7 protein-coding genes and 2 pseudogenes are annotated in these 10,942 nt (G+C 56.8%); 3 read left to right on the forward strand and 6 right to left on the reverse strand.

Annotation, left to right across the window (positions count from 1 at the left end):
* Positions 1 to 106: 106 nt before the first annotated feature.
* Positions 107 to 1,000 (reverse strand): HEPN domain-containing protein, encoded by an 894-nt coding sequence (locus tag ABUH87_RS12540; RefSeq protein WP_367774199.1) that lies wholly within the window; start codon positions 998 to 1,000, stop codon positions 107 to 109.
* 1,021 nt (positions 1,001 to 2,021) lie between these two features.
* Between ABUH87_RS12540 and ABUH87_RS12545 the strand changes: the two are divergent.
* Positions 2,022 to 2,673, forward strand: a pseudogene (locus tag ABUH87_RS12545) (transposase); the annotation flags it as partial.
* Positions 2,674 to 2,764: 91 nt separating this feature from the next.
* Here ABUH87_RS12545 and sciP read toward each other — a convergent pair.
* A complete protein-coding gene (sciP, locus tag ABUH87_RS12550; protein ID WP_367774200.1) occupies positions 2,765 to 3,073 on the reverse strand; it encodes a CtrA inhibitor SciP in 309 nt (102 codons plus the stop codon).
* A 529-nt stretch (positions 3,074 to 3,602) separates the two neighbouring features.
* On the opposite strand from sciP, the gene ABUH87_RS12555 reads away from it, so the two are divergent.
* The gene (locus ABUH87_RS12555) at positions 3,603 to 3,959 is read left to right on the forward strand and encodes a PilZ domain-containing protein (RefSeq protein ID WP_367774207.1); all 357 of its coding nucleotides are present in this window, start codon (positions 3,603 to 3,605) and stop codon (positions 3,957 to 3,959) included.
* 363 nt (positions 3,960 to 4,322) lie between these two features.
* Here ABUH87_RS12555 and ABUH87_RS12560 read toward each other — a convergent pair.
* Positions 4,323 to 5,447, reverse strand: a pseudogene (locus tag ABUH87_RS12560) (IS21 family transposase); the annotation flags it as partial.
* A gap of 879 nt (positions 5,448 to 6,326) precedes the next feature.
* Here ABUH87_RS12560 and ABUH87_RS12565 point away from each other — a divergent pair.
* Complete coding sequence (locus ABUH87_RS12565; RefSeq protein ID WP_367774204.1) at positions 6,327 to 7,139, forward strand: N-acyl amino acid synthase FeeM domain-containing protein; 813 nt, start codon at positions 6,327 to 6,329, stop codon at positions 7,137 to 7,139.
* 996 nt (positions 7,140 to 8,135) lie between these two features.
* Here ABUH87_RS12565 and ABUH87_RS12570 read toward each other — a convergent pair.
* The 3 genes from ABUH87_RS12570 to ABUH87_RS12580 all read right to left on the reverse strand — a co-directional run.
* Positions 8,136 to 8,945: an SLBB domain-containing protein gene (locus ABUH87_RS12570; RefSeq protein WP_367774205.1), complete on the reverse strand. Its 810-nt coding sequence runs from the start codon at positions 8,943 to 8,945 to the stop codon at positions 8,136 to 8,138.
* Between the two features lie 20 nt (positions 8,946 to 8,965).
* Complete coding sequence (locus ABUH87_RS12575) at positions 8,966 to 10,201, reverse strand: outer membrane beta-barrel protein (protein ID WP_367774206.1); 1,236 nt, start codon at positions 10,199 to 10,201, stop codon at positions 8,966 to 8,968.
* A 481-nt stretch (positions 10,202 to 10,682) separates the two neighbouring features.
* Positions 10,683 to 10,942, reverse strand: a 260-nt coding sequence (locus ABUH87_RS12580) for a transposase (RefSeq protein WP_419956696.1), incomplete at its 5' end; no start/stop codon positions are given.

The following is a 10,942-nucleotide window of genomic DNA, read 5'->3' on the forward strand; positions in this document are numbered from 1 at the left end:
TCGAACGATGCGCCATCGCCTGCTCTCCTCCTGGGAAAGCTCATAGAATCAGCATTCATCGCACCTGTCTACGCCCACCCGCGCACAGGTCTCATTAGGCATTAGCCTATTCGCGAAGCGCGTCGATCCATTCGCGAGATACCGCCTCGACCATGTCGCGAAGCGAACGGATTGCGGCCGTGATGGCCGCGAGATCGTCCGTGCCGACCTCAAAGCTGGCTGAGTAGCGGGCCTCCACGTAGGCGCGCTTGGCCAGTTCGAACCGACGCCTGTCGAGCTTGGTCGCGCGCGGCCAGCTGTCGACCAGGCGCGGCTCCTTGTCCTCGGCAAGCGCGCGTAGGAACTTGAGATTGTGCGAGCGCGGCACGTAGTGCGTGCGGACAAGCAGGAAGCAGGTGTAAGCCCGCTCTGCCGCCTGATGCAGCGTGAACGCCGCAAGGTTCCTGTTTCCTATCTTTTGATAGTGGTCGGCTCCCGACAGCAGGTCCGCAATATCGGGATACCATTGATCGAAGTACGCCTGCGCCATCTCATAGGCATCTGCTGAGGTTAGCGGCTTCGGCGTTGCCAGTTCGACGCCAGGCAGCACGTAAAGCGCGATGCCGTCGCGGGCGATGTCGACCCAGAAGTACTCGCCGCGCGACAGCCCTTGGTTCACCTCATCAAGAGTGTGAACGATGATGTTGACTGGGCGCCTGATCGCAGGGTCACGCTGGATCTTATCCTCGGCGACGTACCAGTACTCGGCGATATCGGTCAGGTCCTTGTGGCTCACGACGACCAGGATATCGAAGTCCGACTGGTAGCCGTTCGCTGCCTCGTCGACCCAATCATCTCGGCTGTAGCTGCCGAACAGGACGATCTTCTGGACTTTGCCGTTCTTCTTCCACGGCTGCGTCGCGCCTGCGATTGCGACCGCAAACTCGTCCATCAAGGTTTGCCGCACGCGCGCCAGCTCGCCCTGCTGGGTGATCGGGAGATGGTCGATGTCAGTGCGCATCGCCAGAGTCTCGCGATCTCGTATACAGAGAGCAAGCTCCAATTCGCGATTACAGCGCGGCGTCCCATCGCACTCGGCGGGAAACTATGCCGAGCCGATTACTCCCGGAAGTGCTGGGAAACTGCGACATCCTACCCCCGCTCGGGATAATCGCACTTATGAGGCGTGCGGCATAACAAAAAGTATCAGGTCTCCACAGACCAAAGGGTGGCATAGTTGGTGCAAGCTTGAAGGGTGCGTCAGACACCTGGACGCTGAAGACCTACACCACCCGGGTTACCCCCGCAGTTGCAATACGGCGAACTTGTCAGTGCCCATTCCGCTTCTGAAAAAACTTTCCTACATATAACCAATATGGTTCTACTGTGGCAGCAGGAGGTGATCTATGACAAGCCTTTATACCACATACCTGATTGCGCTGTCCTCGCTGATCACGAGCATTTCAGCTCTCGTCTGGTCATTTCGACGAAAGCCCTAGGCCGACGCAGAATCGACACGGTGGACCTATCTCGCGGCGAGTAGCGGCGCACGTGACCTCAAGCGGCAGTCAGGTAGAATGGCCTGGTCTTAAAGTTCGGGAAGACGGCCCGCTTTACCGGAAGGTTTGCGAGCATACCAATGATTACTGCTGTCGCGTATCAGCGGAACTCCGCACCCCTCGCAAAGCGCTATATAGCCGTCACTTCCCCCTCGTGCGATTGACACAATGGATGGCCTATGCCGGCCGATGATGCAGAAGAATGACACAAGTGACGAATACCTCGCCGTCAAAGCTACGTCAGCATGTTTGTGGGTTACCAGTGACAAGGTAGGTAATCGGCTCGGAAGAGTGACGGAAAAGACACGGCGGCCCTGCGGCGTTCCAAATCACCTCCCGCCTTAGGAGTATCATCCAAAAGCAACGTCGCGGAAACGTGGTTTGACCAGCGCTGCGAGGTGACGGGTTGGCGAGAGCGGCGTAAGTGATTGCTTTGATGTAGAAAAATGGGTGGCTAGACCGGCCCCTGCAGCGGGGCAAATTATGCCACGGGCTACACCCGTCGAGAGCGACAACAGCGCACCGGGGTTTGCGTTTTCAGCAATCGGGCGCAAGAAGATCACAGGTGCGTTCGACAGTGGTCGGCTCACCTTGGATGGCGGCGTACTATTGCTGGCACAGGCCAAGGGCGCGATGGGGATCTGCCGGAAGCTTGTGGCTTGCGCGACCCTGCGCGGGTGATCCATCGCTTTGATGACATCCTGCATGCCCGCAGGTTCGCGATTGCGTGCGGCTACGAGGACGCCGATGATCTCGACGCCCTCGCGACGATCCGGGGTTCCGCCTGGCGCTGGGCAAGCTGCCGGGCTCGGGCGCGGGGCTGGCCAATCAGCCGACGATAAGCCGCTGGGAGAGTGCACCGAACACGCGCGAGTTCGTCAGGAGGATGGGCGCGATGATCGACATCTACTCCGCTAGCTATCCCACCGCGCCGGCGACGGTGACGTCGGGTATCGATGATACCCGTGATGTCGTGCACGGCTATCAGCAACTCTCATTCTGGAATGGCCATTACGGCGAGCGCCGCTTTCTGCCGATCCATGTCTACGATACCGCCACCGGCCGGCCCGTGGCGATGCTGCTGCGCACCGGCAAGACCCCGTCGGGCGCCGATGCTGCTGGCCACATGATCAGGGGCCGACCAGGTAATCAGGTTAGTGGAGTGCAGGTTTGGCGGCTCCGATTACCGCCAAACCTGTTTAACAAGGCGGGCCGCGGCTTAGAGCTTATACCTGTGTATTGGCACCCTTCGCCTCGTGCCCCTTACGATAATGTTGAACGCGGCTTGCTCGCAGCCCAGATACACCCTCCAGCTTGACCATTCGCTGCCATGATCCCAGCTCCTCAAGAGAGAGGTGGTATCGATCGCATGCTTCACGCACGCTCAGCAGGCCTCCGTTCACTGCCGCGACAACCTCTGCCTTACGCTGTGCTACCCAGCGCGACGTATGAGGAGGCGGCAGATCTGCTATGGTCAGTTCCTCGCCAAGCAAGCCGACGACTTTATCAGATCCAACGGTTTCACCGTGCAACATAGCGTCAACTCCATTTTTCTAATGAAACTCCCCGCTCCGAGCCCAATTTGGGCCCAGAAGGTTAATCCGGACTTCACAGAAAAGGTTAACAGAACAGTTAACGCGGTGGAGGAATATGACAAAAAATGTATGAGTTTGTGAGTATCATACGTAAAATAAGTCACTGTGCGTTTTGACAAGTAATTCGAATAAACTTTCGGTTTGTCGTCTGTGAACGTCATTCCGGCCCAAAAATTCGAATTTTCGGGAACCGATCAAAACTGAGCGCGTTTAGGCCTGTTGCGTTCGCTCGCTTTGGTAGCTCTGGTATGATCATCTGACGCGATTGCAGCGGCAGATTTGGCAATCGCGTTGCTTGGGATGGCAGATCTGTTTCCCAGAATCACTCTTCACTGATTCGGAGATGCTCACAAAATCACGTCAAGCACGGGTAAATACCGATGATAGCGGTAAAGCCATGTAAACCAGGCTCCTATACTCCTTGTTAGAGATGCCCAGAGAGGGTCTTGCACAAGGTCGCACTTACATGATGAAGGTCGCAGAAAGTGATAGGTACGCTTTGGCCTCTCAGGAGGACCGTTGCGCCCCTCGCACGAGCGTTTCCATCCCCGCCGCGCTTAGACCAGCGGGTGGCAGGCGCCTGCAGACCGTCATTCGTGACATTTCTTTGTCGGGCTTCTCAGCAGTGGCAATCAGCAGGATACCTAGTGGGACATGCTGTTGGCTGACGCTACCTGAACTTGGAACATTAAAGGCACAGGTGATCTGGTGGGATAAAGGGCGCATGGGGTGCGCCTTTGAGCAGCTACTGGATCAGCCTGCTTTCGATAAACTTGTCACCCGCTGGATTGTCGGCAACAGTCTGCCTCCGAGCCTTCAAGGCTAGATCGATACTGCCACCACGTGGTTCTCGCATGATGGCTGTCAGATTAGCTGCTCCTAGAGAGTAGGACTCCGTCACCTTGTTTGATTTCCGCGGTCGGTCGTAGTTGTGGGAACTGTTTTGACCGCCATCTGCGAACCTGCACAGCCAAATGAGCGGTCTTGATAAGACGCCGCCCAGTATGAGTGCTGCGCCCCTCTCAGGACACAGTTTGCTGTCGCACGGGCAGTGTGGTTGAGTTTATGGGCGTATCCCTTGGCTATGGCGGCTATACCGCGCTCGCCAAGCGCCGCCTGTAGCGCGACAAACTGGATGAGGATTCGTGTCGCCTCACGAAGAATGTTCCCGAACCGCGCGACGGTTGCCTCACGTAATCCTTACAGGCGCGGGTGCAGCATCGCCATTGCACATCGCTCGCGCGTGTTCCGTACGCCAGCCTTTCAGGCGGCGCTGTATAGGACGCAGGAGACCGTCTGGGTAGGTGTCCGGCTGCTCGGCCTGCAACTTCTCTAGCATCTCCCGCCCCATACGCGGAGGCTCGTCTTCGAACCAGGCCTTCAACTGGTCGGCAGCCTGCATCAGTAGATCCGGTCGCCGCCTCTCTCGCTTGGGCGGCGACTTATCAGCCGCCGTGGGTCGTGGCGCCGGCTTGTGCCGCAGGGAACGGATCACAGGGCGGTAATCGACAACGTGGCCATGCTTCCCATTCATGCCCGCACGGCCGCGCCGCAAGGTCATCAGTCTCGTGCCGGCGATGAAGACGTCCAGGCGGTCATCATACAAGCGGACCCGCAAGCGGTGCCCGATCAGGCGGGATGGGATCGTGTAGAACACCTTGCGCAGCGTGAAAGCCGCCCAACAACGTGACCGTCACGAGGACCTCCTCGTAGTGGTGGTGCGCACATCCGGCAGCGGCTGCAGAAACTTGCGCTCGGCATCGATCCCGCGGCCGTGCCGCCGATTGCGCGCCTTTACGACCTCGTCGATGAAGCGACGATGGTCGGCAAGGTCAACGAAGTCGCTGCTACCGCGCAGCAGCAGCGCATCCTTCACGGCAGCCTTGATGTGGCCATGGGCACTCTCGATCATGCCGTTCTCATGGGCAATGCCCGGTTGTTCCTCGTGGGCTCCATTCCATAATGGGCACAGAGCGCGTCATAGCGTCTGGTCAGATCGATCTTGGCATGAGCATCCAAATTGCGGAAGGCAGCCGAGAGGCAATCGGTGCGATGAAGCTTCGGCGCACCACCTGCGGACCAGAGCGCATTCTGCAGCCCTTGAACCGTGCACAGCCTTCTTGCCCTTGTGCTTTACCCAGCGGCCGTCGCCCTTCGTGCACTTGCCGGAAAATGACTCCGCGATCTTGCCCGTGGAGCGCGCGCTAGTCGGAATGCGCGGGTCCAGGCTTCGCCGGGAGCCGAACACCGTCTCGGGGTATGGGCGCCGCAGTTCCTCGAAGATCGCGGTCGGTCGGATGCCGGGAGCAGCCCTCCAGCATTGGCACGACCACCTCATCGAGAACCGCAAGCTGTCCGGCATAAACTCGCACACTGGCTGACCGAGACGCTCAACCGGCTCGCCAAAGGTCATCCGGCCAACTTATGCCTTGGGGCGCAGGTGAGGGGGCTCGAAGTTCTTTCGGGTCCGTGGGAGCACTGCCGTGCGGCTATCATGCCGGTGTGGACTCTCCTCATGGTGTCGAGCTGGCTTAGTCAAGCACGAGAAAATACGAATGGCGACGGAAGCCCCGCTTAACCAGCTTAAGGTACTTTGTATTAAAGCAGGCCCGGAGACAGGGCTGGTTACAGGTCGCACTGACATGCTCAAGATCGCTATAACAGCCACGCCTATGTATGCAGGTGAACTACACTCCTGCGTACGCTCATTACCGCCCCAGGGCGATCAACGAGCAATCGTTTGATTGCCTCGGAGGCTGGCGACGTTGTCGGCCATCGTGCGTGGCGTGGCAGCCCATTCCTACCTCATGGAACACAAGCGGCCGCACAATTAGCAGGCTCACAAAAAGCTCCCGCAATTCAGCGCGGCTTTGGATCATTTTACCGCGTAGCGGTATGACAAATCGAGATTGATCGTCAGAAGCTCATAGCTGTTACACCACTAAATGCGGATCAGTGAACTTAGCTAGTTTTCCCCATTTAGAGGAGGCCCATTATGAATGGAAAGGCTATTGATGGCGTAAATATGCTCCGCGCCAACTCTATTGGCCTTGGCCTTTAATAAAGTTAACAATATATTTTCTGATATTAACCAACTATCGGTAGCAGCTTTCGATCTGTTAACCAATGCTTCCAATAATATGTTACAAAATAGGAAGCATTAGGGGGAAGCTGCATTCGTCGGGGGCCGACCATGTCCATTCACATGCTTAATCACCAGTTTGAGAATGCCTCTTATGGGCAAATCGCCGCCAGACGGCGTGCAAATTCCGTGAAGCCATCTGCGCTTGGGTCGAAGGCACAGATGGCTTTGTCGTTAGCTGACACCCCGGCTGAGCGATCGGCTGCAGAGGCGATGTTGAACAGGCGCTATGATTGGCGCGGGTATGGCTCAAATCATAAGATCAGCGATGCTGATAATCACACTACGTTTCTCGCCCACCTGCGGAACCAGCTCGTTGGCACCCTTACCCTCGGAGTTGATTCTCCTAGCGGATTAGCAATCGATACCCTCTTCAAAAAAGAGGTAGATGAATATCGCAACGTACCCGGCGCTCAAGTATGTGAGCTTACGAAGTTCGCCTTTGAGACCGAAGAGAAGGGGGCTGATAACAGCCTTCTGGCATGTCTTTTTCACGCCGTGTTCATTTACGGCATGGATAGTTACAACTGCACCGATCTCTTCATCGAGGTGAATCCACGACACCGCCGTTTCTATCAGGCTATGCTTGGCTTCAGGCCTATCGGTGAGGTGCGCACCAATCCTACTGTGGACGCCCCATCCCAACTTATGTGGATCAGCGTCGCAGAAATCGCCGAGCAGATCACAGCTTTCCGTTCGGGATCGAAAAAGCCCTCCCGCTCGCTCTACTCGCTATTCCTTTCAGACTCTGAAGAGATGATGGTTCGTAGCCGATTGTCGTTCCGGCGGCAGTATGGTTCCCTGAGCAGAATCTTCGAGCGTGGCATAGCGGCAGGTCCGGGCAGCATTGTAGTTGCTCTCTAAGTGGCAAACTCGTGCTCAGCTGCGGCTGTCTGCCGGGTAGGGGGCTGAGGGCCGGGAACCGTTGCTTTCGACCTGTGTTTCTAGAGACAAGGCTAGCCAGTTGTTAGCAGTCCAGTGGCTCATCGCCTTCGTATCCGAACTTGGATACGTTCACGCTTCGGGGTGGCGAGAGCCGTGAGCTGGAAACAGCCGGCACCTTAGAAATGGGCTGGATTTGAGAAGGCCAGGGGCGTGTCGGCGCTCAGCCGGCGAGGCTGAGCAAGACATAGAACCTGAGATAAGTGAGTTCGGTTTGCGAAACGGTGCTTTGCGAGGATGTATGTTTCACAAATCGATCGAGAGCACAGCCAGAGCACAGCACGAAATGATCTCGGGCTCTGATTGCCCGGAAGTTTCTGTAGAGGGGCTATGGGCTTTCGTAGCATCCTCAATAAGGAAGCCCCGTGATCTCTCCCAAAGGGGAACCCTCACGCTTCAAGCCGGCTTGATCCTCGGCGGGTACTCTCACCGGGCATACGCTGGCGTTTACGAAGTGCAGGGTGCAATCATCAAAGCACGCCTCGACACTTGGATCTGGAACCCACTTTCCGAAAAGCCAAGTCTGTTTGGAGTAGGACCTGATTCAATTGACACCTATCATTGGACCGGAAGCATGGATCCGGTGTTTATGTCAGGCGAAATGACGTCAGATGCAGTGCCTGGTGCGGAATTGACGGCTGCGCTGATGAAAATATGCGATCTGGACGGTGGATACTAAAGTCTAATATATTAGAACTGGCAGATTTCACCTGCCGGTCCTCCAGAATGGCATATCTACTCTACCGATTACACATTGTTCTGATCTGAGCTATCGAGCTATCCTCTCGAGGATTTAGAGTTCTTCAGGCTCTCTCGACGCTTATAATTCAAACCAAAAAGGATCGTCCTTTTGAAAGAAGCAGCGAGATACCTCGCTGCTTCTCGTGGGTGCGAAGCCTTTTAACAGATTCCTTAGCCTTACAGGAATCGCTCATGGATATAGATCGTGTCATTAGGCTGAACAGGACTATCCAATTCTGCCTTTTTCACCTTCTGGTCCCCACGATAGATCGTGATGTTGTTCTGGGAACCTGCAAGAGTTGGTCCGCCTGCACGGGCGAGAACCTGTCGTAGTGTCATGCCGCTACGGATGGTGAGTGCTCCTGGCGCATTGACTTGGCCGTAAACAAACACCGTGGGGGCAACGGGAACATATAGTGTGTCACCCGGCTTGACCATGGTGGCGGTGCTCCAGTCGCCGGTCAGGTCCGCAAAGGCGATCTGGTGTTCGGTCGGATCGCCGCGACGGTGCAATATAACGTAATCGGCACCATCTGAACGACCGCCACCAGCGCGAGCCACCACCATACCGACCGTGAGTGGCCGATCTAGGGGATAGATGCCAGGAGTGCCCACTTGGCCGAAGACGGTCACGACGTTGCTGACATATTGCGTTACATCAACGTTGACCGAGGGTCTGGTGAAATAGCCACCGGAGCGAAGCTCGTTGGTAATCTGCTCAGCGAGTTCGCGGGCGGTACGGTCGCGAGCCTGCACCGGTCCTAAGAAGGGCAGGGTGATGGTGCCATCTTCCTTGATCCGTGTGCGGACTACCTGGCCCTGCTGACCTGAACCGTAGATCGTTACCTCGACCTCGTCATTCGCTCCGAGCCTATAGCCATCCCCCGGCTGCATCTGGCCAACCCCGCTTATCTGTGCGGAAGCCTGAAGAGGGGCATTCGCTCCGAGCGTCAGCGCGGCAGCGGCGAACAAGGCCCGAAAGCGCATAGCGTATTTCCTCCTAATCATCAAAAATTAGCGCCGATCGAGCTTGTCAGCACGGTGGACTTGAAGTTGTAAATGGGGTTGTCTGCTTTGCGCCAGCGACGGCTCAGTCCAACGCTTGCACGTAGTTTGCGCGACAGCCGGTAGCTATAGCTCCCGGAGATTGCCTTAGAGCTAGATGCACGAACCGGTAATAATGAGGGTGCCAGGTCATCACCGCGGAACTCGCGATGACTGTGACTACCACTCAGGCTAATCCGGCTCTTGTCGCTCACGTTCAACCTTGCCGTCAGCGTATAATCATCCCGAATGACATAGGTGGCGCTGACACCGTTCTGGTTAGTTACCTCTCTCGCGGCAGTTCCCAATATGGTGAACCTCGGCGTTGGTAGCCATTCCAGTTGACCGTTGTAAGACGCGCCGAGAAAGCTCGGAACCCCCGCGCGCTTAGGATTAGCCTTCGTTATACCGCCGGCGGCACTGATCCGAATGCGCGGCGAGACTGACCGATTAAGGCCAAGCGACACGCTATAAACATCGGTATCGTCGTTAAAACCAGTCAGTTCTACGAGAAGGGGGCGACGCAGTTGGGCCACAGTTCCGTTCAGAGTCACAGTACCAATGCTTGGCTGAGCATAAGCGATACCGACGTTCGCGACATATTGCTCGTAGTTGAAATAGCGAGTCCGGCCGCTCTCGAGAGATCGAAAGGTAAACCCAGCCCTTGGGGCGAAGCCACCCATCTGTGTACATTTAGCGTTGACGCCATATACTTGAGTCGTCGAAGAGGCTCCCGCCGCCACCTGCGTGTCATCAAGATCGACGCGCGAACGGTCATAACTAGCATCCAACGTCATTGAGCATATTGCGCCTACCGGTGCTTGCGCCGATCCGCTGAAGCCAATCCTGCTCTGGTTCAAAAACCGGAAGCGACTGTTAAAGTCGTAACCTGCGGAACCGCTGACGTTGAGTGCGACTCGCCCAAGTAGCCGACGATAATTAAGGTCGATACCAGGCGTCACCCGTAGGTTGTCGCGCGGACCATCCACTTCGGTGTAGCGCAAGGCATTATCATCATACATTGTGCGAACGCTGGGCACGAGCGTGAAGCGTGGCTGGTTATCAACTGCGGCGGTGCTGAGTGGCGACGAGATTGGAACCTGGCCTACCACTGGTGAGGCTAAGGGCTGGGCTGTAGGCGAGCTTTGGGCAGACGCATTGCTAGCTATGGAAATACCAATCCCAACTGCCGCCAGCATCAGCCCGTCTGGACCTCGATACCCACGACGCTGGCTTCGTTCAGACGCGCAATGCGACAACTACCCTGCTCCCCCCGACCGGGATGGTCGACACGTTAGTCCATATGCTCCAGCATAGCAGGTGGCAACGGTACATGGCATCGTAGGAGAGGACTGTCGGGAATTCCGTGCGTGTGCGGGCATAATGGGTAAGAAGGAGTCCCACTATGTCACGGCGCAAAGAACCTGCGATCCCGAATGAGCTTCTTGACCAGCTTTTGGCGGGTGGAGTTGCCAGCGCGGCCTTTGAGCAGGGTGGTCTGCTGGATTCTCTGAGGAAGGCGCTGACTGAAGAGTGGCTACTTGTGCGATTTCGAACCGGGTGGGTTGCGCATCGGCTCGAGATATCTCGGCAAGACGGTGGCCTGGAGCAGCCAATCTGGTCAAAATGGAAGCGCTGGATTGGACAGTGGACGTTACGGGCGCTCCTCGGGTTCTCACCTCAGGCAAGCTGGGCTGCGAGAATGTTGAGGGAGCGCTTCAGGTTGTAGGCGATCGCGGTGAGGTGGACCTGGGCGGTGGCTTTGGCGAGACCTCGCCATCGCATCCGCCGCAGGCCGTAACTTCGCTTCCAGGTTCCGAAGATCTTCTCGATCCTGCCACGCACGCGGTGGATCGGCTGATTCCATTCATGAAGCTTGCGTAGGGTTTCCTGCTCGTCGCGGCCCCACATGCCGGTCGCGACTATCCGAGGTATACCGC

Origin of the sequence: Novosphingobium rhizovicinum (assembly GCF_040813635.1) — a bacterium.
GTDB classification, from domain to species: Bacteria; Pseudomonadota; Alphaproteobacteria; order Sphingomonadales; family Sphingomonadaceae; genus Novosphingobium; species Novosphingobium rhizovicinum.

Bases quoted from the DNA above. Each gene is read 5' to 3' on its own strand.
- ABUH87_RS12575 (WP_367774206.1), bottom strand. From the start codon at position 10,201: ATGCTGGCGGCAGTTGGGATTGGTATTTCCATAGCTAGCAATGCGTCT.
- sciP (WP_367774200.1), bottom strand. From the start codon at position 3,073: ATGTTGCACGGTGAAACCGTTGGATCTGATAAAGTCGTCGGCTTGCTT.
- ABUH87_RS12540 (WP_367774199.1), bottom strand. From the start codon at position 1,000: ATGCGCACTGACATCGACCATCTCCCGATCACCCAGCAGGGCGAGCTG.
- ABUH87_RS12570 (WP_367774205.1), bottom strand. From the start codon at position 8,945: ATGCGCTTTCGGGCCTTGTTCGCCGCTGCCGCGCTGACGCTCGGAGCG.
- ABUH87_RS12555 (WP_367774207.1), top strand. From the start codon at position 3,603: ATGAAGGTCGCAGAAAGTGATAGGTACGCTTTGGCCTCTCAGGAGGAC.
- ABUH87_RS12565 (WP_367774204.1), top strand. From the start codon at position 6,327: ATGTCCATTCACATGCTTAATCACCAGTTTGAGAATGCCTCTTATGGG.